This window comes from Cognatishimia sp. SS12 (assembly GCF_028369055.1).
Lineage (GTDB): Bacteria > Pseudomonadota > Alphaproteobacteria > Rhodobacterales > Rhodobacteraceae > Cognatishimia.
Window position 1 is genome coordinate 154,240 of sequence record NZ_JAQNCZ010000006.1, and the last position, 23,382, is coordinate 177,621.

23 protein-coding genes are annotated in these 23,382 nt (G+C 57.5%); 11 read left to right on the top strand and 12 right to left on the bottom strand.

The window, feature by feature from the left end:
• Positions 1 to 61: 61 nt before the first annotated feature.
• Both N6L24_RS14180 and N6L24_RS14185 read right to left on the bottom strand, forming a co-directional pair.
• Positions 62 to 1,123: a ParB/RepB/Spo0J family partition protein gene (locus tag N6L24_RS14180; protein ID WP_271845355.1), complete on the bottom strand. Its 1,062-nt coding sequence runs from the start codon at positions 1,121 to 1,123 to the stop codon at positions 62 to 64.
• Complete coding sequence (locus tag N6L24_RS14185; protein ID WP_271845356.1) at positions 1,123 to 2,499, bottom strand: AAA family ATPase; 1,377 nt, start codon at positions 2,497 to 2,499, stop codon at positions 1,123 to 1,125. The genes N6L24_RS14180 and N6L24_RS14185 overlap by 1 nt, the downstream gene beginning before the upstream one ends.
• A 602-nt stretch (positions 2,500 to 3,101) precedes the next feature.
• Here N6L24_RS14185 and N6L24_RS14190 point away from each other — a divergent pair.
• From N6L24_RS14190 to N6L24_RS14210, 5 genes are all read left to right on the top strand, one after another.
• Complete coding sequence (locus tag N6L24_RS14190; protein WP_271845357.1) at positions 3,102 to 4,373, top strand: replication initiation protein; 1,272 nt, start codon at positions 3,102 to 3,104, stop codon at positions 4,371 to 4,373.
• A 455-nt stretch (positions 4,374 to 4,828) separates the two neighbouring features.
• Positions 4,829 to 5,791, top strand: a complete 963-nt coding sequence (locus N6L24_RS14195) for a response regulator (protein ID WP_271845358.1) — start codon at positions 4,829 to 4,831, stop codon at positions 5,789 to 5,791.
• A 246-nt stretch (positions 5,792 to 6,037) separates the two neighbouring features.
• Entirely contained in the window at positions 6,038 to 6,382 is a 345-nt protein-coding gene (locus N6L24_RS14200) for an Hpt domain-containing protein (protein ID WP_271845359.1), read from the top strand.
• Positions 6,372 to 9,683 carry a PhnD/SsuA/transferrin family substrate-binding protein gene (locus N6L24_RS14205; RefSeq protein ID WP_271845360.1) on the top strand — a complete coding sequence of 1,104 codons (3,312 nt, stop codon included), beginning with the start codon at positions 6,372 to 6,374 and terminating at the stop codon, positions 9,681 to 9,683. The genes N6L24_RS14200 and N6L24_RS14205 overlap by 11 nt, the downstream gene beginning before the upstream one ends.
• A 24-nt stretch (positions 9,684 to 9,707) precedes the next feature.
• Positions 9,708 to 10,103 (top strand): response regulator, encoded by a 396-nt coding sequence (locus N6L24_RS14210; protein ID WP_271845361.1) that lies wholly within the window; start codon positions 9,708 to 9,710, stop codon positions 10,101 to 10,103.
• Here the strand turns inward: N6L24_RS14210 and N6L24_RS14215 are convergent.
• Both N6L24_RS14215 and motA read right to left on the bottom strand, forming a co-directional pair.
• Entirely contained in the window at positions 10,100 to 10,537 is a 438-nt protein-coding gene (locus N6L24_RS14215) for a hypothetical protein (protein WP_271845362.1), read from the bottom strand. The two genes, N6L24_RS14210 and N6L24_RS14215, sit on opposite strands and share 4 nt — an antisense overlap.
• A complete protein-coding gene (gene motA / locus N6L24_RS14220; protein WP_271845363.1) occupies positions 10,537 to 11,403 on the bottom strand; it encodes a flagellar motor stator protein MotA in 867 nt (288 codons plus the stop codon). The genes N6L24_RS14215 and motA overlap by 1 nt, the downstream gene beginning before the upstream one ends.
• A 234-nt stretch (positions 11,404 to 11,637) precedes the next feature.
• On the opposite strand from motA, the gene N6L24_RS14225 reads away from it, so the two are divergent.
• Entirely contained in the window at positions 11,638 to 12,846 is a 1,209-nt protein-coding gene (locus N6L24_RS14225; RefSeq protein WP_271845364.1) for a hypothetical protein, read from the top strand.
• A gap of 48 nt (positions 12,847 to 12,894) precedes the next feature.
• Here the strand turns inward: N6L24_RS14225 and N6L24_RS14230 are convergent, their stop codons facing one another.
• The 3 genes from N6L24_RS14230 to N6L24_RS14240 all read right to left on the bottom strand — a co-directional run bounded on the left by N6L24_RS14230 (position 12,895) and on the right by N6L24_RS14240 (position 15,273).
• A complete protein-coding gene (locus N6L24_RS14230; protein ID WP_271845365.1) occupies positions 12,895 to 14,202 on the bottom strand; it encodes a flagellar motor protein MotB in 1,308 nt (435 codons plus the stop codon).
• A gap of 149 nt (positions 14,203 to 14,351) precedes the next feature.
• Positions 14,352 to 14,831, bottom strand: coding sequence for a MucR family transcriptional regulator (locus tag N6L24_RS14235; RefSeq protein WP_271845366.1), 480 nt, complete (start codon positions 14,829 to 14,831; stop codon positions 14,352 to 14,354).
• 181 nt (positions 14,832 to 15,012) lie between these two features.
• Positions 15,013 to 15,273, bottom strand: coding sequence for a hypothetical protein (locus tag N6L24_RS14240; RefSeq protein ID WP_271845367.1), 261 nt, complete (start codon positions 15,271 to 15,273; stop codon positions 15,013 to 15,015).
• 273 nt (positions 15,274 to 15,546) lie between these two features.
• Between N6L24_RS14240 and N6L24_RS14245 the strand changes: the two genes are divergently transcribed.
• The 5 genes from N6L24_RS14245 (at position 15,547) to N6L24_RS14265 (ending at position 19,803) form a co-directional block, all read left to right on the top strand.
• Positions 15,547 to 16,248 carry a winged helix-turn-helix domain-containing protein gene (locus N6L24_RS14245; protein WP_271845368.1) on the top strand — a complete coding sequence of 234 codons (702 nt, stop codon included), beginning with the start codon at positions 15,547 to 15,549 and terminating at the stop codon, positions 16,246 to 16,248.
• Positions 16,249 to 16,591: 343 nt separating this feature from the next.
• Entirely contained in the window at positions 16,592 to 17,035 is a 444-nt protein-coding gene (locus tag N6L24_RS14250) for a hypothetical protein (protein WP_271845369.1), read from the top strand.
• Between the two features lie 122 nt (positions 17,036 to 17,157).
• Positions 17,158 to 17,844, top strand: coding sequence for a sigma-70 family RNA polymerase sigma factor (locus N6L24_RS14255; RefSeq protein ID WP_271845370.1), 687 nt, complete (start codon positions 17,158 to 17,160; stop codon positions 17,842 to 17,844).
• 2 nt (positions 17,845 to 17,846) lie between these two features.
• The gene (gene fliK, locus N6L24_RS14260) at positions 17,847 to 19,112 is read left to right on the top strand and encodes a flagellar hook-length control protein FliK (protein ID WP_271845371.1); all 1,266 of its coding nucleotides are present in this window, start codon (positions 17,847 to 17,849) and stop codon (positions 19,110 to 19,112) included.
• 10 nt (positions 19,113 to 19,122) lie between these two features.
• A complete protein-coding gene (locus N6L24_RS14265; RefSeq protein WP_271845372.1) occupies positions 19,123 to 19,803 on the top strand; it encodes a flagellar hook assembly protein FlgD in 681 nt (226 codons plus the stop codon).
• Here N6L24_RS14265 and N6L24_RS14270 read toward each other — a convergent pair.
• Genes N6L24_RS14270 through N6L24_RS14290 form a run of 5 tightly spaced genes read right to left on the bottom strand, consistent with a single transcriptional unit; the run spans position 19,800 to position 23,295 of the window.
• Entirely contained in the window at positions 19,800 to 20,270 is a 471-nt protein-coding gene (locus N6L24_RS14270) for a flagellar biosynthesis protein FlgH (RefSeq protein ID WP_271845373.1), read from the bottom strand. The genes N6L24_RS14265 and N6L24_RS14270 overlap by 4 nt on opposite strands.
• Before the next feature lie 9 nt (positions 20,271 to 20,279).
• The gene (flgH, locus tag N6L24_RS14275; RefSeq protein WP_271845374.1) at positions 20,280 to 21,056 is read right to left on the bottom strand and encodes a flagellar basal body L-ring protein FlgH; all 777 of its coding nucleotides are present in this window, start codon (positions 21,054 to 21,056) and stop codon (positions 20,280 to 20,282) included.
• Entirely contained in the window at positions 21,053 to 21,739 is a 687-nt protein-coding gene (flgA, locus tag N6L24_RS14280) for a flagellar basal body P-ring formation chaperone FlgA (protein WP_271845375.1), read from the bottom strand. Before flgA ends, flgH begins: the two co-directional genes overlap by 4 nt.
• 2 nt (positions 21,740 to 21,741) lie before the next feature.
• Complete coding sequence (gene flgG / locus N6L24_RS14285; protein ID WP_271845376.1) at positions 21,742 to 22,527, bottom strand: flagellar basal-body rod protein FlgG; 786 nt, start codon at positions 22,525 to 22,527, stop codon at positions 21,742 to 21,744.
• Between the two features lie 30 nt (positions 22,528 to 22,557).
• Positions 22,558 to 23,295 carry a flagellar hook-basal body complex protein gene (locus N6L24_RS14290; RefSeq protein WP_271845377.1) on the bottom strand — a complete coding sequence of 246 codons (738 nt, stop codon included), beginning with the start codon at positions 23,293 to 23,295 and terminating at the stop codon, positions 22,558 to 22,560.
• Positions 23,296 to 23,382 lie beyond the last annotated feature (87 nt).

Genomic DNA, 23,382 nt, shown 5'->3' on the forward strand with positions numbered 1-23,382 from the left:
TGTGCGCCACTTGGGGGTACTGTGAGAGAAGCTGGGGGTTTCGCGGCGAAACCCCCTACAATTAGCCCATCGCCTCAACCGCCTCTTGTATCGTCGTCAACAGTTGGCGCGCCTCGTCTGGGTCCAGCGCCCGGCCCTTCAGCTCCAGCTTTAGGCCCTGCGCCGTCACTTGTGCGTGCAGCATGCCGCCGTCCGCCAATATCAGAGGCTCCAGTTTCACCACCTCAGACGGACGCCCCCCGCGCCGCGGGTCTTTTTCGGCGGGCACCTCCGTCAGCGCGTTTTCTAGCAGCTTCAGCTCTGCACTGGCGTTCTGCGCTGTGCCCGCACTTAGTGCCTCGCGTAACTGCCCCTGCGCCCCGTCGCGTAGCCCGGCGGCCACCTTGAGGCCAATGCGCTCTGTCATCTCAGTCGGGAATTGCAACAGATCCCCCAACGCCTCATGCACTGCGGCAAAGCTGCGAATTTTTGACCGCTTGGATTTTGACGCCTGCTCAAACAATGCGGATACAGCGGCATCCACACTGTCAAACACCCCACCCTGCGCTGCAAGGGCCGCAATGCGGCCACGTTCATAGTGGCTGAGGTTGGCACGAATTTCGTTTTCCTCAACCATGTTCAGATACGCGGCTGCGCTGTCTCTTGGCCGGCGCACAAATGCCGGGATTTCGCGGAACGCCGCATCCTCTGACGCCAGCGCGCGAAAGGCTTGAAGCCGACGATGCCCGGAAATCAAACCATAGCCGTCATCCGTGGCGATGACCTCAATGGGCGTGCGCAGCCCATTCTGCCGGATGGAGCCGAGCAATTCCTGCCGCTCTTCTGCGCTGTCATGCAAACGATCGCGGCGCAGATAGCCGCTCTGGATATCATCAATGCTGATCTGTACAGCCGCATGACCGCCAGTTTCCGCTGCGCGCCATTTTTTCGCGTCTGATGCCTCTTTTGCGGCGGCCACACGATCCGTCACTGCGCCCATTGCGGCCTGTGCCGCGGCCTCTCCCGCGACCTGGGCGATGGGCGGAGTCATGGATTGCCCAAGCGGAGGTTTCGCAGCGAAACCCTCATTCAGTTTCGCAAGTTCGGATTGGTCTGGTGCCTCCAGCCGTCTGCGTCGTGCCATTATTCACCCTCCATATGTGCATCTCGCCACCAGCTGCCGATCAGCAACTCTTTGAATTCCGCATAGGTGCGATCAAAGGTTTCCCGCCCACGCACATATGTCTCGCGGTTGAAATCACGATAGTCGGCTTCGTAGATGCCGTTCACCTGCTCGCCCGCCTGGCCAACCAGCGCGGTATAGTCCTGACGATAGGCATTCATGAAATCCCCGAAATAGGCCTGAATGACATTGGCCATATCGGTCTGCTGGCTGGCGTCAAAGCGGGTGACAATCGCCCGCACCACGTCCCATTCGAATTTCAACTCTGGCAGCCCCGCCGCACGCGCGGCGGCATTTTCACCATCTTCGATGCTGGCAAAGGTCGAATATAGCATGTCAAAGAAACGGCCCGTGGAGTCAAATTCCAGAAACGAGGCCCCCAGCGGCACCAGCAAGATGTCAGCCGCCGCCAGCCCGTTGATCGTCAAATAGCCGAGGGCAGGGGGGGTATCCAGAAAGATGATGTCATAGTCGTCCAGCACCTTTTCGTCGTTCAGGAAATTGGTCAGCCCGTCCCACAGGGGCCAATTGCGCAGCCCCATGCGCCAGACTGGAATTTGAAATTCCGCCCAATAGAGATTCAGCTGCGCACCGATCAGATCAATATTGGGCCAATGGGTGGACTGAATGACATCTTTGGAGGTCACTTTCAGCGCCTCTTGCAGGGTCTCATCCAGGGGTATTTCGGCCTGGCCCCCGGCAGCGCGCACCTCATTCTCGGCAACCACGGCCTTGGCATAATCTTTGGCGATCAATGGAAAGACCGTTGACCATTCATCCGGGACCGTGCCGCCAAGGATCGAGGTCATCGATCCTTGGGAGTCCAGGTCGATCACCAGCACCTTATAGCCATCAAGCGCAGCGGACATCGCGAGATGCGCCGCAGTTGAGGTTTTGCCAACGCCACCTTTGAAGTTGGCCACCGCAACAACCTTGGCCGGCAACCCCTCGGGTTTATAGGGCAGGTATTCTTTGGTGCTGACACCTTCGTTGGCAAAGTGATTGCGCAGGGTCAGCACTTCTTCCAGGGTGAACCACTTTGATCCGCCAGACCCTTCGCCCTGCGGCAAGTCTGGATGGGCCTTAAGCACCCGCCGCAGATGCGCGGGGGCGACCGGGATAAGATATTTGGTGATTTCCCAGGTCGAGAATTTTCTCAGCCGTTTTTCCCCATCAGGCGCATAGCCGCGCCGGGCCATATCTTCGCGCCCTTTGGCACAAAACGCGGCCGCTTTTGCGAATCGTGTGGTGTCGATAGGATCAGGGAGTTTCTTGGCTGCTGCTTCCGGATCAAGATTGAGATACGGAGGAAGAGGAGGTTGGGGAGCTTTGCTCACTTGCGGTGCCTCGTAAAATGTATGCCTGTTTTTATGATATCTACGAGAATAGCGCACATTTCTCAATCGAGCCAGCATCAGGTTGGCCTGCATGCCTGATTTCAGAGAATATGCGGTGGTTTCGCCGCGAAACCTATTTCTATTATCCTTATTCAATTCAAAATCACGCAACCAAAAGGTTTAATTCCTTTTAGGACTTTAAGAGGTTTGCCTATTATTATCTGTTAAGTATCAATAGCTTAAATTACTTTGGGGACCTTAGAACAGGACCACGGGTATCCGATTCCGGGATCAAAGGTACCAGCTTACGGGACCTAAGGTACCCGACTACAGGATGATGGGATCCGATTCGCAGGACTGCTATATTTAGTGGTTTTCTCCCTCGAATACCCTAAAACAGGGGCGAAATGACGCCGATTTCACCCGCAAAGCGCGGCCGAGGAGTCAATAATTGCGCGCATATCGACGTGATTCGAACGTGGCGACTCCGTAGATTCGCTTGGGTACCCGTTTGCGGGATGTGCTAAAGAACCCATGTTATCCTTGCAGCGGGGTACCTAATGTGTCATTGATAATACCCAAAAATCGAGTGGCGCAGAATCATGGCACAGACCCAGATCGATATGGATAACCTCACCGGGCCCCTGCGGCGTGAGACGGTGAAAAAGAATGTCGCCGCCATTCATATCAGCGGAAAACTCAGCCTGCTGCAGCGCAAACTTTCCAACGTGCTGTTGCTGAATGCCTATGATGCGCTGACCTCGGCGCAAAGCCATTCGATTGACGCGCGCACGCTGGCAATGATGGTCGGGTATAACTCCAACGATTTTGACACGCTGCGCGCCAGCCTGCGCACCCTCGCCGAAACGGTGGCCGAATGGGATATGCTGGATGAGGACGGTAAACAGGAGTGGGGGGTCAGCTCTCTTTTGTCTTTTGCCAAGCTGAAAAACGGTGTGTGTGAATATGCCTATTCTCCGGCGCTGGCGCAGAAACTGCATGATCCGAAGATCTACGCGCTGATCAACGTGCATATTCAGCGCAATTTCAGCTCCGGCCATGGGCTGGCGCTTTATGAGAACTGCTACCGGTTCGTGCGCACCGGCAGCACCGGCTGGTGGAGCCTTGAGACCTTTCGCAAACTGATGGGGGTGGATGGCTCTAGTTATTATGAGAGCTTCAAACATCTGAATGCCAAGATCATCAAACCCGCCGTCGCTGAGGTGAACAAAAGTTCCGATATCGAAATCACGCCGGAGTTTCAGAAAAAGGGCAGGGCGGTCACGGACATCCGGTTTCTGATCAAGGAAAATCCGCAACTGGCTATGTTCCAGATTGATGACAGCGATGGCACCCGCAACCTGCCTGTATATAAAGCCTTGATCGCGCAGGGCGTGTCTGACCGTCTGGCGCGCCAGTGGATTGCCGAACATGGCCCGGATTATGTCAGCGAAAAACTGACCTATATGAAGGGGCAGGGCTCCGTGAAATCCAAGGTGGGGTATTTGACCGCCGCCCTCAGGGACGATTATCGCCCCAGTTCCGGGGTCGAACCCGTCGCCGCCCCCTCGGATGCGGCGCTGCAACGGGCCGCTGACCGCAAGGCGCAAGCGGCCGAGGCCGACCGCGATTTGCAAAACCGCCGTGTAGAGCGCGCCGAACGTGGCCGCAAATTTGCGATTGTGGCCGATCACGTGGCACGCCGGAACCCGACGCAGCGCGATGCGGATAAACGTTTGTTCATGGCCAGTCTGCCAGATGACCTGGCGCGAGAGGCGTTTCGCGCCCACGGCTGGAATTCTGCGCTGAATGCCAGCGCGATCTTTGCGTTCTGGGAAGATCTGGCACCGGGTCTGTTTGACGCTGATTCCTAATCAATTCTCGTGCAAGCGTGGTGGATTGTTTCCTGCGCGGCAACGAAATTTGGATTTTTTGAGAGCATTTGTCTCATCATGAGACGAATCAACCTTTGGCTGAATCGTTTCTGGCGCAGGGAAAACTAGAAATTAGGCACATATTCAACCCTTGGTATAGATATGCGTCGCCGTTTCTGCAAAGTTCATTTTTCATTAACCAACTGATATTCATGTGTAAAACTCAAAGGCAGCTGCACCAGCGTTAACACTGCCTTAATGTTTTTAACCTTTGATCGATTCAATCCAAAAGTTTGCCCCATTTGCGCCACAATTGTCTTGGTAAATGGAACAATAAGACAAAAAGCTCTGTCCCTACGGTTGAATGCCATTGATTATGGTGCATGTTATGGGACAGCTGAGAGACGCAGAAGGCGTTGAAGCGCGGAACCGCATGAACGCGACTGGAGAGAAACATGAAGATCCTTGCCGTCGATGATGACGAACTGATCCGGGAAATCCTTTCTGCCACGCTAGAGGCGCATGGCTATACGGATGTGACCCTGGCGGAGAGTGGTGAAGATGCACTGCAGAAAATTGCCGCGTCCCCAACGCCGTTCGAAGGGTTCATGTTCGATATCCAGATGCCGGGTATGGACGGGACGGAATTGTGCCAGCATGTCCGCCAAATGGAAGCCTATCGCAACACGCCGGTGATCATGATCACCGCGATGAACAACAAAGAATATGTCGACCGGGCCTTTATGGCGGGGGCGACCGATTATGTCACCAAACCGTTTGACACCACCGAACTGATGACGCGGATCCGCTTGGCGGATCGCCTGCAGGCAGAGGCGCGCAAGGCCCAAGCGGCGCAGGCGGCTGCGCCGGCTGCTGCGGCTGCGCCCAAGCCGCCATTTGCGACACCCGTCACAGTCAAAGATGTGCGCGGCGTGGTCAAAAGCGCAGCATTGGACAATTATGTTTTGCTGATGCTGGAACAGAAACAATTTGCGATGGGCGCATTCGCCATTCGCATCCCGGAACTCGAGCAGGTGCATGCCGGATCAGACATCGAAGAATTCACTTATGTGGTCACGGATGTGGCAGAGGTGATTTCAGATGTTCTGGTCGGGGCGCAGGCCTTTCTGTCCTATATCGGCGGTGGGGTATTTGTCTGTGTCGGTGCCAAGAACAAATTGCCGACCGCAGACAGCATGCATGATGAATTTGTGATGATGCTGAACGACCCGGATCTGGTCTATTGCGAAGAGGTGGCGACAGGCTTCTCGGCGCAGATCGGTGAAATTGCAGCGCCCAAGCTGTTTGAGAAACGTGGAGATCTGCGTTTCCTGGATCGGGCGGTGGAAAAGCTGAACGAAGTCTCTTCAAGCACAGGTCAACGCTCGGGAAACGGCCGATCGGCCTTCGCGGCGTGACCTAGCTGCGAATGGCCATCGCATTCAGACACCATTTTTCAAGGGTTTGCGCGTGACCTTGGTGCACCACACCAAAAGAAACAGCGCATCGGACGGTGAATTGTTAACCACCTGTTAATCTCTTCGGCGGATTTTGCCACATTGTTGCCGTCATTCGTGGTAACGATGGGTATGGCAAGAAAAATCAGCGCCAGAAGAGCGTTGAGGTATAAGTCGTTTGGGTAGAGAGCAGGAATGATGCAGGGAATGGACGCAGATAAATCGGCTGTCTTACAGGCCGGACTTGCGCGCATTCGTGAGCGGTTCATTTCATCTTTGGATGACCGCATCGAAGAATTTTGCGCTCTCTCGGAACGGCTAGAAGATCCAGCGACGGAAGAATCCGCCTGCCTGGAAATTCGCGCACAAGCCCATAAACTTCACGGAATCTGTGGCAGCGTCGGGCAACCGCGCATGGGTGCCCTTGCGGCACAGCTGGAACAGCACATTGATACCGTGATCGCGGGACCGCGCCCCCTCAACACCGACTTTGTCGACGAACTTCTGAACGCGCTTCTCGATGAGATGGAGCAGAGTGTGGATGCGTCGTGACACAAATTTTTGGCGGAACGCAAAAGCCCTAAGCCGCTGGTTTGGTTTCTGGGTCATGTTGGCGGCGGTGACCGTCACGCTCGTGGTGCGCGCCACGGCGGCCTCGGCGCAGGACAACCAGTTTGATGCCAGCACGCAGGTTTTCTCTTTGGGTGTTCTCAGTACCGAGGGGGCCACACGTGCCCTAGAGGCTTGGCGCCCAACGATTGATTTCCTCAATCGCGAAGCGGCCTATTTGGAAACACCCTACCGTTTTGTCATGTCGCCGCAGTCGCATGAAAGCCTCTCGCAGGGCGTCGCTGATGGGTCGCTGGATCTGGCGCTGACAAACCCCGCGCATTTCGTCGCCGCCGAGGTCGAAAGTGGCGTGCGGGCTGTGCTCTCCCAGGCACGGATTTGGCAGGGGCGCACCTATTCTGAAATTGGCGCAACGATTTTTGTCCGCGCCGATAGCCCCATGCGCCGTATCAGCGATATGCAGGGGGCTCGCGTGATGGCGGTGGCTGAAAATGATTTCAGTGGCTGGTGGCTGGCGGCGCAGGAATTCCGGCGCCATCGCACCGAACCAGGGGCGTTGCTGGGCGAATTGATCTTTTCTGGCGGCAACCAACGCGAAGTGATCTACGCCGTGCAATCCGGTCTTGTGGATGCGGGCGTTGTACCGGCGGGCGTGCTGGAACAGCTGGCCGCCGAAGGGGCCATTCGCCTGGATGATTTTGCCCCGGTTTCTGCCGCGGATCATCCGGGCTATCCGTTTTGGGTCTCGACCCCGCTTTACCCGGAGTGGGTCTTGGCCGCGCAGCCCAATGTGCCCGAGGGCGCGCTGGCGCTCATCATCAACTCTTTTCTCAACATCGATGCAGGTAGCGTTGAGTCGCGCAATGCCGGCAACGTCGTCTGGCAAGCCCCGCAAAACTATCAGACTGTGCATGATCTTCTGATCTCATTGCGGGTGCGCCCCTATGAAAACTATTTGATGCAGGCGGCGGGCCGCATCTATCGCACCTATCGCTGGGCCATCATTGGCGTTGTCTCGGCGATTATCCTGTCGCTGCTGTTCCTGATCTTACAGCTGCGCCGGAACATCATGCTGGCCGAAGAACGCAAGAATATTCTGGATTCTGAAATCCGGTCCAAGATCTTCTATCGCAGCGCGGTTGAGGAACACACCGTGTTCTGCATGATCAATCTGGAAGGCCGTATTTCCCATGTGAACGAAAGCTTTTGCAAGACAACGGCGCGCGCCCGCGCGGATCTGTTGAACATGCCTTTGGCAGATCTGCTGGATGAGCGCGAACAAGAGATCCTGCACGACGATATCATGAAAGCGATGCAGGTCGGCGCACCCTGGGATGGGCCGCTAAAAATCCTGCGCGAAGACGGGTCAGCCGCCTGGGCACAATGTACGGTGATCCCGGTCTCTGGCGCCGGCAATGAGCTGTCGGAAATTGCCCTGGTCGCCACCGACATGACGCAGACCCGCAAGGGCATTTCGGATTCGCGGTTCCATGACAGCCTGGAGCTGATCGAAGATCAGGTTGTGGTCATGCGGCCCAATACGCTGGAAATGCTTTATTGCAACAAGGCTGCGCGCGAGCGGCTTATTCGCCAACGCATGGGCGGCGAGTGGATGGGCAAGAAGGTCAAGGATTTCATCACCGAAAGTGACATGCATGCGCTGGATCTGCGCTGCAAGGCTTTGGTCGAAGGCCCGCAGCGCCGCGTCACCTGGGAGGTGACGGCCAAGAACGGCACGCCTTATGAAATCAGCCTTGAATACGTCCAGCCGGAAAACGATGAGCCGCGCTTTATCGCCATCTACCGCGATATCACGCAGCGCAAGGTGGCCGAGAAAGCGAAGAATGAATTTGTTGCCACCGTCAGCCATGAATTGCGCACGCCATTGACGTCGATGAAAGGCGCCCTGGGTCTGGCCCTTTCTGGTGCGATTGGCGAAATGCCTGAGCAGATGAACAAGATGATCAGCATGGCCAGCAACAACTGCGACCGTCTGGTGATGTTGATCAATGACATTCTGGACATGGAAAAAATCGAAGCGGGCAAGATGGACTTCAAGATGGAGCCATTGGATCTGACCGAGGTGATCGACAAAGCGCTGGAGGCCAACAAGTTCTACGCCGAGAAATTCGGTGTGACCCTGCGCCTGAATGTCGATGAGGACCCGGATGGGTTTTCTTTCATGGGCGACAAAAACCGCATGGCGCAGGTCATGGACAACCTGCTGTCCAATGCGTCTAAATTCTCTGAAAAGGGTAGCGAGGTGATCGTGGCCCTGCGCATTCACCGTGGTCGCATGCGGCTGTCGATCCGCGATTTTGGCTGTGGCATTCCAAAATCCGCCCATGCCACCATCTTTGACAAATTCACCCAGGCGGATATGGGCGATACCCGCTCGCAAGGCGGCACCGGCCTCGGCCTCTCGATTGCCAAGCTGATTGTTGAAAGTCACGAAGGCGCAATTTTCTTTGCCAGCCAAGAAGAGGTGGGCACAGAATTCTTTGTGGATCTGCCGCGGCTGATCAACGAAGAGATTGTGCCATTGACGCCGTTTGATGAGGCAGAGGACGTGGCGTTCAGCGGCATGGGGCTTGATGCCGATCAGCACGCAGCGCAACCGGCCGCTTCTGGCTCTGCCGATCTGCGTCTTTTGTTGTCGCAGCTGCAATCCGCAGGGTTTGAGGCTGAAATCGAATCTGGCACCGTTTCGGTCAGTCAGGTCGTCAGTGGCAAAGGCGTGGTTGGCCAATCCACTGTCTTCAACTGGCTGTCAGATACTGGGCGCGCATTGGTGACAGACCTGCTGGAGCGTAAGAAAATCGGCAACCTCAACGTCGCCGTGATTCAAGCCAATGCGACCGAGCCGTCCATGTCCGACGCGCTGATGCTCAATGGGCTTAAGGCGAACATGGCCTCAAATTGGTTGGGTCAAAGCCCGGGCTTGGGCCATCGCGACGCCTTGCGTATGCTGAGCATCGGCACCAGCGACATGCCATCGCTCAGCATTGATGGGGCTGATCTGACACAGGTGCAGGATGTGGCGCAGGCGCTGGTGATGGTTGATGACTCTCCTTACGAGGCCATCCTGCATTTCGACAAAATCGGGCTGGCCCATTGTTTGATGTTGGTGCCCACCCTTGAGGGGGATCTGCCCAGCGATCTGCCTATCGTCCTGATGGTGACACAGGTCGAAGCCCCCGAAGCGGAACGCGGCGTTGTCTCGAAATTTGCGCGGCCCTCCGGGGCAGGGCGTGGCAAAGCCCGCCGTCGCGCGCGTGGTTAATAAAAGATAGATGAGGATATGATTATGAGTGAACTGACCAGAATTTTGCATGTCGAAGACGAAGCGGACATCCGCGAAATTGCCAATATGGCGCTAGAGCTGATCGGCGGCTTTCAGGTGGCGCAGGCCGAGCTGGGCACTGTCGCGCTTGAGATCATCGAAGATTTCAAACCAGAGTTGATCCTGATTGACGTACAGATGCCCGGCCTGACCGGCCCGGAAACGCTGGAAGCAATCCGCAAGCTGCCGGGTTACGAAACGATCCCGGCGATTTTCATGACGGCCAAAGTGGGCGAATCTGAAAAAGACAGTTTGATTGGACCTTTGGAGTTGGGGCTGATTGCCAAACCGTTTGACCCAACCAGCCTGTCGACCCAGATCCGCGAGCTTTGGGCGCAGGGTCTGGCCAACGCGGCCTAAACGTCGCCCCGCTTTTGGCGCAGATAGCGGGTGCGGGCAATTTCCTCTAGCGCGGTCGTTTCTGCCATATCCTCGATACGGCGTTGCGTATGCAGGGTTTTGTTCAGCACGGATTCGTTGCTGCGCGCTTCGGTATAGGTTTGCAAAAGCCGCCCTTCGATCTGGGCGGCTTTCTGGTCCAGCTTGTGCATCTCAGCGTCCAAAAACGCGCGGCGGCTGTTCACCGCATTCAGAAACCCGGCAAGATAAGGCGCGGATTCCGGTGCGGTGATCTGCGCCTCGGTCTCAAGCCGTGTTTGCAATGTCGTGATTTCGGTCTGAAGCTGCGCTTGGTGGGCGCGTATCTCGCCCATCTCAGCAGCGTGCTGGTCCAATTCGTGTTCTTTGAGGCGTTGCAGCACCTGCAGCGCTTTGATGCGGCGACGTTGCGGCATCAGGCCTCGGCCAGATCCTGGCGGGCCTCTTCCATTTCATAGAACGATGGCTGCAGGGTGGAGGGGATGTTGCCGCGCCCGATTTCCACGCAGATGGTGGGCGAATGTTCTTGCAGCAGCGCCACAAAGATATCGCGGATCACGCTGTAAAATGCGCCATCCTGCTCTTCGATGGCGGTCAGGCGCGAGGACAGCGGTGCGACAAAACAATAGGCGAGGAAAACCCCAAGGAAGGTCCCCACCAAGGCACCGCCGATCATTTCACCCAGAACGGCAGGGGGTTTGTCGATCGAGCCCATGGTTTTGATCACCCCCAAAACCGCCGCAACAATCCCGATCGCGGGCAAACCATCCGCTACGGTCTGCAACCCATGCGGGGGGGCCAGCGCTTCGTGGTGGTGCTTTTTCAGTTTCTTGTTGATCACATCTTCGGTCTGGAACGGGTCATCAAATTGCAGCGCCAGCATGCGGAAACTGTCGGTGATCAAATCAATGGCAAAGTGATCGTGCTGAATGCGCGGGAATTGCGAAAAGATCGAGCTCTCGTTCGGGTTCTCAATATGTTCATCCAGCGCCAGAATACCGTCGCGCTGATAAATCTTGGTCAGCCCGTACATAAGGTTCAAAAGATCGATATAGTCGCTTTGCTTCCACTTCGGTCCCTTGAGGGATTTCAGCACCGCCTTGAATGTGCCGATCACGTCGCCAAATGAATTTGCGGCAACAAACGCCCCCAGCGAGGCCCCGCCGATCATCATGCCCTCGAAGGGCAGCGCATGGAGGATGGGCCCCATTTCGCCGCCCGACAGCAAAAAGCCCCCAAAGACGAGAACCACAACAAGAATAAAGCCAATAATGATGTTCATGTTTTTTCGCTATCTGTGACGTGTGCCGCGTCGGGCTGCTCTCTTGCCATATTTTTGCCACAAGCGAGGGGGTGTGAGCAAGAATTAAAGCGGATTTGTTCAGGATAGTGCGGAAAAACTATCTTAGATTGAAGAATAGATATGGATAAATTTACGTAGCAAGCATAAACTTCAAGTATATTAGATTAAAAATCGCGACGCTTGGGGGCGAGCATGGCCGGAAATGAGCAGATCATGGCAGTTTTGCTGGAGTCAGATGACCTTCGACAGGTGCATCGCACCTGGCCGATGAACATGCGCCTCGCCGTTTGCCTGATGCCCAGCGGGGATTGCCAGCTATTGATGTTCCGTCAGGAAGAATTCAGCAGCTTCCCGCAGCGCTTGCGCAAACATCTGGGCTTGCGCCCCGAAGAGCTGAGCATCTATCCCCCGGTGCCGGGGTTTCCATCACGCGGTCTCAAGTATTCGGACGAGCGCAGCCTGGCGGCCTTGCTCGCTGACAGCCCCGGCTTGCTGGAAGATGCGCAGGATTATTCGGCGAATTTTTCCTATGCGCTGGAAGAGGGGCTGGACCCCGTGGCCTTCCTTGGATTTGAGGGCACGCCAGAACGCGGCCAGCTGATGCCTACACATCACGAAACGGCTGCGGATGAAATGCCGGCCTTTGCCTCTGCCTGGGCAGAGCCGACAGCAGGGCAGGACGGTCTGCAGTTTTCATCACGTCGGCACAAGCCCGCGGTGCCCGCCGCCCCAATGCGGAAATTGCATTTTGATCTGATGCGCGAAGCGGCCCGGTCCGATGCCCCCACCGCCGCGACTGTGCAGGAATTTGCAGAAACAGGCACCGCGCCGATTGCGCCGCCGGCCGCCGGGTTCATCCCGGCAGACCAATTGATTGCGCTTGATACCCCGCCGGGGGCCTATCATTTGCACCGGGATGACCGCTGGATCACCCTGTCGCGCGGCGCGGGCCCAGCTGTCGAGATTACCGATGCGCGCACGCTTTTCTTGCGGGATGATCACCAATTGGTGGCAATAGCCTTGCCCGGACAAGCGCAGGTGCCGGCGACGTTGCGCATGGCCCGCGCGGGCATGCCAGACCTGCTGCGCGGGGCACTCGAAGGTGCATTGGGCGAAGTCACCGTCACTTTCGAAGCTGGATACGCCTATGTTGCGCTGCCCGAAAAGCAAAAGGTCAGCACGCCAACGCCGCTCTATGATGCGGCCAAATCGGACGCGGCGGCGCAAAAGCCGGCGCGCGGTTTCTGGGGCGGCTTGCGCCGGACCCGCGCCATGCGCCTGCTGGCAATGACAACCGCCACGACATTGGCGATTTTTCTGATCATGAGCGCCTTTCCCAACGGGTCAGGTGAGCAGAAATCAGAAAACAACAAAGTGGACTGGAACCAATTCCGCCTGTCGATGCAAAGCGACCGTCTTTAATAGAAAAGCCGCCCGGATCTGGGCGGCTTTTAGAGTCTTGGGCTGTGCTTAGCGCAGGGCGCTGCGCAGGTTCTGGAATACTTCTTCATTCAGCAGCGTGACGGTGTTTTCTTCCGCCAACTCTGCCGCAACGCTGGGCACTTCGGGTGCAGCGGCCTGTTCCACCTCGATCGGGGCCGGGGCCGGCTCTGCCGCAGGGGCCGGGGTATCGGCCCGCATCGGCGCGGCCTCGGGCGCAGCGGGTTTCTCATAAGCCAGCAGCACTTCGATGCGGCGGTTTGAGGCATCGTTGGGGGCCTCGGGTTTCAGCAATTGCGTGTCAGCCATGCCTGAAACACGAGTGATCCGTTCATGGGGCACGCCGCTTTGCAGCAGCACCCGGCGCATCGCATTGGCGCGATCGGACGACAGATCCCAGTTGTCATAGGCCTTGCGGTTGCTAAATGGCACAGCGTCGGTATGACCGGAAATCACCATGTTGTTGGGCAGTTCCGTGAGGGATTGGCCCAACAGCGCCATCAGTTTCTGTGTCGCAGGGGTCAGCGTGGTGCTGCCGCTGGCAAACATCGGCTGTCCCTGTTGGTCGATAATCTGGATCAGCAGGCCTTCTGGTGTCTTTTCAAACATCAGGTTTTGCTGCAGTGGCGCAAGGTCCGGGCTGGCCTGCATGGCCTGCAGGATTTCGGCCTTCATTTCTTCAAAGCGCTGGATGTCCGCCGCGTGGTCCGGGTGGTTGTTATCCACATCCCCGGCTGCGTTCAGCGTTGCGTCGGGCGTCATCTTGTCCGCGTCTGCGGCCGCCTCCGCCTGAGATTGCAGCTGCGCAGCGCCGCCGATTTGCTCTGGGTCTTGGCCATCGCTGACCTCGGTCGCCTGACCCGAAGCGGTGTCGTTGGTCACGGCATCGGCTTTGGTTTCTGCCAGCATCACAGCGCTGGCCGCGCCACCGGCCGGATTCTCATGGTGGCCTTCTTGGCTGCCTTTTTTGGTCTGTTCAGGGTCCGAGGTTGGGGTGGTGTCCATCACTTCCCATTTGGCAGGGGAGGGATCGTCCACTTCACCAAATTCTGCGCCGCGCGCCACGGTGGAGCCGTTGGAAGCAGTCAAGGTGCCGGGCGGGCCAAGCGTGGCCCCATCCAGAACACCGCTGCCGCCGGGCAGAGTCGCATTGGTGAAATACTCGGCAATGCCGCGCAGTTTTTGTTCGTCCGAAGAAGACAAGATCCACATCAGCAGGAAAAACGCCATCATCGCGGTCATGAAGTCCGCATAGGCCACTTTCCACGCGCCGCCGTGGTGGCCGCCAGCTTCAATGATTTCGACTTTGCGAATGATATTAACTGTAGCGTCTGCCATATCTCTTGCCTCGTGATCGCCGGTTGGCCCGGCTTTTCCACCCACGCGCTTCTGCGCATTATTGGTCAGGATGAGATATGAACAGCAACAATGCCCTCAGAAGGGCGCGATTAAGTCAAGATTAAGGCAGGGGAAACCCCGCGCGGGCATTAGCGCGCAGGGGTGGTCTCTTCCAGGCCGGCGTCGCGGCTGTATTTGCCAAGGCCGACCTCTTTGGCATAGGCGGCTTTGCGATCCGAATAGCTGGGGGCAACCAGCGGCATGGTTTCCGGCAGGCCAAAAGCCTTTCGGTAATCATCTTCGCTGAGCCCGTGTTCGGCATTCAGGTGGCGTTTGAGCATGGTGAAACCACGCCCGCAGCAGAGGCAAAACACTTTGTCCTCTGTCACCGCCTGGTCCAGCGGTAGGGCCGGGGTCATGCTGGCGCTTGCCGCGATTTTTACGGCGGCGGATGCGGTTTGGGTGTCAGCTTGCGGTTGGGCCGCGCCAAAAATCGGCATCAGGCGGCGCGCAAGCTCCACGATATTCTCGGTGGAGGCATCCCCCCGTTGGGCATAAGCCGCCACAACCTGTGCAACAGCGTTGCTGATATCTTTGTTGTAAGTATCCATGTTCTTTTCTACAGCCATGGTTTTTGTCCTGTCTCGCGACGCACTATATATAGAAACATGCGTATGTGTCAAGAATAGCGCGGTTTGTCCTTGGTTGCGGGATGGCAAAAAACTCAAGAAATACTTGGGGTTGAGCGTTTCGCCGGGCCTCCTCAGCGTTTGGTTGCACTTGGTACGGGGTCAGACCCCGTGCCCCAGATCAATGAATAACGCGCGCGCCATGCGCCCGGTTTTTCACGTGCCGGGGCTGCGCCGCACCTGTTTGTGATACGTCGCCATGGGGCAAGTCCGTCGCGGGTCCGGCGGAATTTGCGGTCAAAGTGCCAAGTACGGCCTGCGCGGAGTGTAACACCGCTTGCAGATACGGATCACGCTGCGCGGTGGCGCGCAGCTCTGAAATCCGCTCTGCCGCTGCCAAGGCGGCCTGATGGCCGTCAAGATGCGTCAGGGATCCAGCCATTGCTGTTTCTCCATTCTGAGAGGTTCCAGGTGCATTCTGCTACCTGCTCACAAGGATATTGGTCCTTGGGTTAATTTTTTGCCAACGTTTGCCAATAAAGAACAAAAAATGGTTAAAGCGCGGTTTTTCTTTCCCTGAGAAACAGTGTTCTTGCAGTTCTGTGCGCGATGTCATCAGTGTTATGCAAATTTTCCGGGGGCGCTTTGCCGGGGCAGACGCTACACTGCGGCCAAATTCTCGATTCGAGCGCAGATTCAGACAGCCAGGTAAGACATGCAGGCCAAAGCTCCTTTTGCCATCATCATTGATTCTGATCCCGGTGTGGCGCTGTCCTTGCGCTATCTGTTTACCGTGATCTGCGGGCTGAGCTGCGAGGTTTGCCTGACCAAGGACGAGGCGGACGCGCTGTTTGATCACAGCGCCGCGCCCGAGATTGTGATTGTCGGCCGAATGGCGGGGCGGGCCGCGTTGCTTGCGCATCTTTCGGCTGTTCTGCCGTCGTTTCTTCTGGCCATCGACCGCGAGGAGTCGCCGCAAGAAGCAGAGGACGCTTTTCTTGCCGGGGCGGATGATGTTGTGCGCTATCCTTTCTCACTGCGGGCGCTGGCCCTGCGGCTGCGCGCGCGCATTGGCATGCTGGACACCGCGCAGGGGCGGGCGATTTTGCAGGATCGGTCCAACTGGAATTCCGGGGCTTATATTGCCCAACATGCAAATTTGACCGCAGCAGAGGCACAAATTGCCCATATCTTGATGAGCCGGAATGGCGAGATTGTGACCCGCGATGAGCTGTCTTACGCGATTGACGATCGGCCGTGGGACTATGGCGACCGTAAATTTGATGTGCATATCGCCAAGATCCGCAAAAAGCTGACCCAGGTGTTTGGGGCGCATGTCACCGTGACAACCGTGCGCTCCGTTGGGTACGAATTGCGACTGGATCGGGCGGCTTTGGAACAGTTGCTGGCGGCATAAACCTTTGTTCTAAAGCGGCCGTTTTGCCGTAAATCTTCTGTCAAGTGGGGTTTTTGTAAATTCTGGACCCATAGGGGTAAGGGCTGATCACAGCTTGGTGATACCACAAGAGGTTGTGGATAACTTTTGATCGCTCCCCACATGTTGCCATTCCCCTGCGTTTCAAGGTGATTTGGCGAGCGTAACGGTAATATTACAACTTGGACCTGTTCTAAATCTCGCCCTGAGACCGATTTGCGACTTATGGGAGAGTGCACTCAATTTTACAAAGAGGTAATTCTCCTTTCCCGGGAAACAGATTACGCTGTTAATGAGACTGATATATGGCCTGGGGGAATATATAGTGGAACGTCGCGAATTGGCCGCCCAAATCTGGGGTGGTGCTATCTCTGAAGAAGAAACCAAAATCGTATCGCCGCTCTGTGGTGTGTTGGGCTCTTTGATGAATGCGCCTGTGATCCCGCTGGCGTTGCAGAGCGACGGGGCCTTGCCGCATGCGTTCCTTGAAGCGACCGAAGTGCTGCCTGGCGTGAGTCTGGGTGACATGCTGGCCGAAGAGCTCGCGCTCGACATCCCCTATGGCGCGGTGATCCTGCTGCAGCCACGCGGTTTTGCCTGTGTGCAGGATTATTCCGGTGCCAAACTGGGCGAAATTCTGGGTCAGGTCGTTCTGAATATGTCGCAGGAAAGCCGTCTGGCCGACGCCGATGCCGCCGAGTTTGAGCATTTGGGCGCTCTGGCGCAGGCAACAGGTGTGATGGTCCCTGGGGCGTCGCGCCTGCAATAATCGGTTAACCTATTGGCAACGCTGGGCTGATTTAATTCGGCGTTAATCACATTTATCTTTGCGTATCCTTGTTGCTGTGATCTTGTAATCCTTAACGAAACATAGATTTCGCGAGGCAGGACATGGTTATTTCTTATGCGGCGGCGCTGAAAGCGCCGATGCTTGATAGTGTGCAGGAGCGCAGGTTGATCACGAAATGGCAGGCACAGCGGGACCGGGCAGCCATGCAGGCGCTTGTGACGTCGCATGCGCGCCAAGTGCATGCCTGCGTGCGGCGGATCAATCGCACCCCTGATCACCAAGAGGATCTTTTGGCCGAAGGGCTCATTGGGCTCATTCAGGCGGCAGATCGCTTTGATCTTTCGCGCGACACGCGGTTTTCAACTTATGCCCAGTGGTGGGTGCAGAACTACGTGCGTGCGGCCAATGCGCGACTGAGGTCGGTTATTGATACCCCCAGTAACGCCAGATCGCTGGCGATACACGATTTTCATGGCGCGGAGGAGGGCGAAGGCACGCTTGAAGATTCCTTGGCCAGCGACGATCCAACACCGGAAGAGGCCACATTAGCACGGGCGCATAAGCGTGAGCTGCGCCAGCTAATGGCCGCCGCTTTGACAGATCTTGGCGCGACAGAGCAGGACATTGTCATTGCGCGCAATTTGCGGCAAACGCCAGAGCCCCTAGAGGATTTGGCCCAGCGTTTGGGGATGGGCCGTGATCGTCTGCGCCAGATTGAACGCCGGGCCTTGTCTCGATTGAAATACGCTCTTCTGGCGCGCGGTGTCACCACTGCGCGGATGGTTTGATCATGAATATCTCTGGTAATCCTTTGCTCTCTTTGCTCGGCGGCGCACCCGCAGCCGAGGCGGGCACCATTGCCGGGCTGGCCTCGGCGCAGAGCGGGTTTGGCGCGATGGTTGCGGCACAGGCCCAAAGTGCGGCGCAGTTGGTACAGGGACCCAAGGCAGATCTACCTCTGGAGAAGATCGCAGGCCTGTTTCAAAAGATTGAAACGATCCTGAACAAATTGCTGCCAAAGGATGAGAGCGCAGCGGTGCCCACCGCAGAAGAGGCAGGCGAGGCGCTGGTCGCGCTTGCGGATGTGTTGGGTACGTTGAACACCGAAACCAAGGGCAAGTTGTTTGAGCAGTTCAAACAGAGCCTTAGCGCGCTGCAAACGTCTGGCGAAATCGAAAGCACCCCATTGTCGGGCACGGAGCTTGTGGCCGCGCTGGTTGAAATTGCGCGCGTCGTCAAACGCGACGTTGCCGCCTTGGTGAAATCGGACGGCGCGCTGAATATCGAGGCGATCGCGCGGGTTATGCCCCAGATTGCGCAGGCTCAGGCAACGCTCAGCGCGGCAACGCAGACCGGCGTTGCGCCGCTGGGTGACATCGCTGTGGCCCCGGGCGAGACCACCGAAGCGCTCGCCGAGGAACCTGTGCTGTCACACAAGGCGCAATCGGTCCTTTCGGCGATCATGTCCAATGCGCAGCAGAGCGCAACGGGCGCAGCGCAAATGGTGCAAAACGGCGTGCCTTTCGCGGAGCTTCCAAAAGAGTTGATCCCGGTTGTGCCCCATGAAATTGCGGCGCTGGTCTCCGAGGCTCCAGAGGGCGTGCAATCGACCCAAGCTGCGCAGTCGGCCCAGGCCGCGCGCGCCAATGAGGCAACAGCGCCACGGTTTGCCACGGCGTTGATGAACCAGGTGCGCGGCGTCGAATTTCGCGAAGGCGTCACCAAGATTGAGCTGACCCCACGCGGGCTGGGAAATATCGAGATCGAGCTTAAGACGAGTTCCGATGGTGCCTTGTCCGTGGTGGTGCGTGCCGAAAACGCCCATGTTCTGAACAGCTTGCGTGAAGAGCGCAGCCTGCTTGCGGATGCGATTGCCGGTGCGGGCGAAAGCTCTGTCGAGTTTCAGGAATATGAAAAACCCGATCAGCAGGGCCAGGGGCGCGATGGCGGATATTCTGGCTCTGGGGGCCAGGGCGCTGAGGTCGCTGACTCCGCCGCACCAGACACGGCACCCACGGCCACCATTGGTGGCGGCCATTTGGATATGATGACGTAAGGGGATTGCCATGGCATTGGCACCGATCACAGGCCAGAGCGGCGCGGCGCAAGGCGCGGGCAGCGATAGTGCAAATTCTCTGTCGCAGCTGGGCGAAGATTATACCCGCTTTCTGACATTGCTGACCGCGCAGGTGCAGCATCAGGATCCGCTTGCCCCGATGGACGCAACGCAGTTCGTTTCGCAACTGGCGCAGCTGAGCCAGGTGGAGCAAGCGGTGAAATCCAACAGCAATCTTGAATCTCTCGGGGCGCAGATGGGCTCGCTGCTCGCGGTCTCGGGCGCGGATATGCTGGGCCGCGAGGTGACGGTGTCGTCCAGTCAGATGACGCTGAGCAATGGCGTGGTTGATGGCTATTACAACGTTGATGAAGGGGCCACGCAGGTGACGGCCACGATCACCGATCCGGTGGGGCAGGTGGTGCGCAAGCTGACGGGGCTGTCAACGGATGCATCGTCATTGCAGAAAATCGATTGGGATGGTCTGGACGAATACGGCAACCCGGTGCTGGATGGCACATATACTGTGACGGTAACGGCGCGGCGCGGTGAGGACGACCCGGTCGGGGCCTATACCTATCGCAAAGCCGAAGTGCAGGAGGTTCTGTTCACCGAAGGGCAGAATTATTTCAAACTGACCGGCGATGAAACCATCCCAGCCGAGGCGGTGCTGGCAGCCAGCGCAGGTTAATTTCGCAGCGAACGTTCGGCGTGAAATTCATTGATGCGCCCGGTGCGCACCGATTGGAACCGCAAATGCAATTTGCGCACAATGTCTTCGGCCAGCAGGGCCTGATCAATATTGACCTCTTCCCCCGGTTCTAGCCAAAGCGAGCTTTCGGCCATATCCGAAATGATTGACACTGTGGCGTCGCGCAGCCGCGTGCGCCCGCTGGCCCCATTCAGACGCTCAAAATTTGACGCCCCGGCGATATAAACGTCGATGTCCATCAAGAGGTGCAGAATGCTGTGGGGTTGCAGCACTTGCACCGTGAATTTGCCGATCGGCATTTTGTAGAGGATCTCTTCTTTCGTGACATGCGCTTTGACCGCGGCAGGTTCCGGTGCCGGCGGTTCCGGTGCCAGCATTTGCCCGGCGAAATAGCCTGCCGGGCCCAGTAGGATGGGCCCGAGCAGTATGAGAAGCAGTTTTTTCATCTCATGGGGTCAATATGGCAGGATTACATCTAGGAAATCTTCGCCATAGCGCGGTTGCTGCACCACGGTCAGCTGTCCCCGCCCGCCATAGGCGATGCGTGCCTCGGCGATTTTGTCATAAGCGACCGTGTTGGCGGTGCTGATGTCCTCGGGGCGAATGATCCCGGCGACGCGCAATTCGCGCAGTTCCTGATTGACCTTAACTTCCTGACGTCCGGCGATCACGAAATTGCCGTTGGGCAGTTCTTTCAGAATGATGGCCGCGATGCGCAGATTGATCGCTTCGTTCCGTTTTATGGTGCCGGCCCCGCCTGAGCTGGAGGTGTTGCCAAGGTCGACGATATTGCCGCCGGTTGGCAGATCAGAGGCGCTGATGCCGGGCAGGATGCTGGCAATTTTGCCGCCATAGCCCAAGAACGACGGATCTTGCACCGCCTGTGAGGATGACCGCGAGCGTTCTGATTCATTTTTGAGCGAGGCATCGTCGTCAATATTGATCACCACGGTCAGAATGTCCCCAACCGCCTGCGCGCGCTGGTCATCAAAGAAACTGCTGGTGCCGCGACTCCAAAGGCTGGAGGCTTCGGCGCGTTTGGGGCGGCTGTGCGGTTGGGTGGGCGGCAGCGGAACGCTGACGCGGTTCACTTCGGGCACCAGCTGCGGATCCATTTCGTTAAACGCCGGATTGCGGTGTTCTTTGTAGTTCTGGGTACAGCCAGCGACGGCCAGCGTCGCCAACAAAAGCGTGGTTCCAGAAATCCGAAAGGCAGAGAAAGAGCGGGTCAAAATTGAGCCTCCACAAGGCCATTGGCGCGGGCCACGGCGATGATGGTTTTGTTGCTTGCAAGGTTCACAACGCGCAGCTCTTGGCCTTTGTGCGCGTCGCTGATGGCTTTGCCTTTGGCGGTCAGATGCATGCCGCCAAATTGCAATTGGATGGTCACGCGGTCTCCGCGCGCCACGACAATGGGCGGGATAACCGATTGGCGATGGACCGGGCGCCCGGCGGCGAGCATGCGCCGCACCTGCATCCCTTCGAGGTTCTCGCGCTCGATCACCGCAAAATTATGCACCCGCGCCCAGGGCACATCGACCATTTCGATGTCCTGCGGCTGGATGATCTCTTCGGGCTGAATGCGCCGGTTCACCATCGGGATCGGCACGGTCAGGACCGCAAGGCCAAAGACCCGTTGAATGGTGCCACGATCCGAGACGACATTAGCGATAAATTGCCCGGTGTCCTGATCAACCCAGAATTCTTGAATATATTCGCCATCGCGCGGCAAGCCATCGGCTAGGCGCACCGAGAAATAGCCATTTTCAGGCATGGCCACGGCATATTCTGCGGCGGCGCGTTCGGCGACAAGCTCGGTGATCGGCGCGGCCTGAAGTGGCCCGAAGGAGAGGGGCAAAAGCGCCGCCAGACAGGCGCGGCGCAGATATTTCAGATATTTAGGGAGCGCGCGCATGGTTATTTAATCTGATTGGCGGTTTGCAGCATCTGATCAGCGGTCTCGATCGCTTTTGAATTCATTTCATAGGCGCGTTGTGCCGAGATCAGATCGGTGATCTGCTGGATGATATTGACGTTGGAATTTTCCAGATGCCCCTGGCGGATGACACCAATGCCCGGATCGCCGGGGGTCACGGTTGTGGCCTCGCCGGAGGCGGCGGTCTGTTCGAGCAGGTTGTTGCCGATCGGTTTCATGCCTGCCTCATTGAGAAAGGTTGCCATCGTCAGCTGGCCCAGTTCCACCGGGTCGGAGTCATTGTCGACATAGGCCATCACCACACCCTGCGCGTTGACGACCACTTGCCGGGTGCCTTCGGGAATTGTGACCCCTGGGTCCACCTCATAGCCATCTAGGGTCACAATCTGACCCTCGGCCGACAGGTTGAAATTGCCAGCGCGGGTATAGGCGAGGCTGCCATCCGGGCGGTTGACCACAAAATAGCCGCGCCCCTCGATCGCCAGATCCATCTGATTTTCGGTCTGAATAAGGCCGCCTTGGCTATTGAGCCGCATCACGCCGGCGCCCTGCACGCCAAGGCCAACGTTCAGCCCGACGGGGCGCGCGGTTCCATCTGCAGAGGTCAGCGCGCCCTCTTGCAGCATGGATTGATAGATCAGATCCTGAAAGGCGGCGCGGCCGCTTTTGAAGCCGGTGGTATTGGCGTTTGCGATATTGTTGGCGATCACGTCCACGTTGGTCTGCTGTGCCAACATGCCGGTCGCTGCGATGCCCAGTGCCTTCATTGCCTCTTGCTCCTGCTCTCTGTCGCCAGATCAGACCACACGCCCAAGTCGTTGAATCGCTTGCTTGGTGAGGTCATTTTCTTCGTTCATCAATTTCACCGCGCGCTCATAAGCGCGCTGAATATCCATCAGGTGGATCATCTCCACCACAGGTTTGACATTGCTCTGCTCGATATATCCTTGGGCAATGGTGCCCTCTTCGGTACCTTCGGCGCCGCCCTGCGGGGCCAGAAACAACCCATTGCCAAGCGCTTCCATCGCAGAGGGGTCACTGACCTGAAACAGCCCGATGCGCCCGATGGTGCCGCCGTTCTGATCGGTGATGGTGCCATCCAGTGCGATGGTGACGGATTGGCCGGTTTCGGCCGGGATGGTGATGGGGGCACCGCTGATATCCACGACGGGCGAGCCGCCCATGGTCACAAGTCGCCCTTCTGTGTCGATGGTCAGCCGCCCGTCACGCCCATAGGCGGTTTGCCCGCCTGCGGTCTCATAGCCAAGCCAACTGGTGCCGGTGACGGCAATGTCCAGCGGGTTGCCGGTGGGCAGCAGCGCCCCCTGCGTCATGTCAACGTAGACGCCCTTGTCCTTGACGTAATTGACGGCGGTGGTGTCATCGCCCGTGTTGGCGGGGTCAACCGCTTCGAGCAAGGGGTGCGAGGTCTTGTAGCCTGCGGTCGACGCGTTGGCCATGTTGTGCGCGGCCAGATCGATGCTGCGCTCAAGCGCGGTCGCAAGCGAAAGGGAGACGTAATTTGTTGTTCCCATGCCAGAGCCTCACACATATCGGCTTCAAGAACAGCCGGGCGGATATTAGGAATACCTTGGTTATTGCTTGTTAAACTATCCATCAAT

What these genes read in the sequence shown, in the direction of transcription:
- N6L24_RS14180 (WP_271845355.1), bottom strand. Translation starts at nt 1,123, where the DNA reads ATGGCACGACGCAGACGGCTGGAGGCACCAGACCAATCCGAACTTGCG.
- N6L24_RS14190 (WP_271845357.1), top strand. Translation starts at nt 3,102, where the DNA reads ATGGCACAGACCCAGATCGATATGGATAACCTCACCGGGCCCCTGCGG.
- N6L24_RS14195 (WP_271845358.1), top strand. Translation starts at nt 4,829, where the DNA reads ATGAAGATCCTTGCCGTCGATGATGACGAACTGATCCGGGAAATCCTT.
- N6L24_RS14200 (WP_271845359.1), top strand. Translation starts at nt 6,038, where the DNA reads ATGGACGCAGATAAATCGGCTGTCTTACAGGCCGGACTTGCGCGCATT.
- N6L24_RS14205 (WP_271845360.1), top strand. Translation starts at nt 6,372, where the DNA reads ATGCGTCGTGACACAAATTTTTGGCGGAACGCAAAAGCCCTAAGCCGC.
- N6L24_RS14210 (WP_271845361.1), top strand. Translation starts at nt 9,708, where the DNA reads ATGAGTGAACTGACCAGAATTTTGCATGTCGAAGACGAAGCGGACATC.
- N6L24_RS14215 (WP_271845362.1), bottom strand. Translation starts at nt 10,537, where the DNA reads ATGCCGCAACGTCGCCGCATCAAAGCGCTGCAGGTGCTGCAACGCCTC.
- motA (WP_271845363.1), bottom strand. Translation starts at nt 11,403, where the DNA reads ATGAACATCATTATTGGCTTTATTCTTGTTGTGGTTCTCGTCTTTGGG.
- N6L24_RS14225 (WP_271845364.1), top strand. Translation starts at nt 11,638, where the DNA reads ATGGCAGTTTTGCTGGAGTCAGATGACCTTCGACAGGTGCATCGCACC.
- N6L24_RS14230 (WP_271845365.1), bottom strand. Translation starts at nt 14,202, where the DNA reads ATGGCAGACGCTACAGTTAATATCATTCGCAAAGTCGAAATCATTGAA.
- N6L24_RS14235 (WP_271845366.1), bottom strand. Translation starts at nt 14,831, where the DNA reads ATGGCTGTAGAAAAGAACATGGATACTTACAACAAAGATATCAGCAAC.
- N6L24_RS14240 (WP_271845367.1), bottom strand. Translation starts at nt 15,273, where the DNA reads ATGGCTGGATCCCTGACGCATCTTGACGGCCATCAGGCCGCCTTGGCA.
- N6L24_RS14245 (WP_271845368.1), top strand. Translation starts at nt 15,547, where the DNA reads ATGCAGGCCAAAGCTCCTTTTGCCATCATCATTGATTCTGATCCCGGT.
- N6L24_RS14255 (WP_271845370.1), top strand. Translation starts at nt 17,158, where the DNA reads ATGGTTATTTCTTATGCGGCGGCGCTGAAAGCGCCGATGCTTGATAGT.
- fliK (WP_271845371.1), top strand. Translation starts at nt 17,847, where the DNA reads ATGAATATCTCTGGTAATCCTTTGCTCTCTTTGCTCGGCGGCGCACCC.
- N6L24_RS14265 (WP_271845372.1), top strand. Translation starts at nt 19,123, where the DNA reads ATGGCATTGGCACCGATCACAGGCCAGAGCGGCGCGGCGCAAGGCGCG.
- N6L24_RS14270 (WP_271845373.1), bottom strand. Translation starts at nt 20,270, where the DNA reads ATGAAAAAACTGCTTCTCATACTGCTCGGGCCCATCCTACTGGGCCCG.
- flgA (WP_271845375.1), bottom strand. Translation starts at nt 21,739, where the DNA reads ATGCGCGCGCTCCCTAAATATCTGAAATATCTGCGCCGCGCCTGTCTG.
- flgG (WP_271845376.1), bottom strand. Translation starts at nt 22,527, where the DNA reads ATGAAGGCACTGGGCATCGCAGCGACCGGCATGTTGGCACAGCAGACC.
- N6L24_RS14290 (WP_271845377.1), bottom strand. Translation starts at nt 23,295, where the DNA reads ATGGGAACAACAAATTACGTCTCCCTTTCGCTTGCGACCGCGCTTGAG.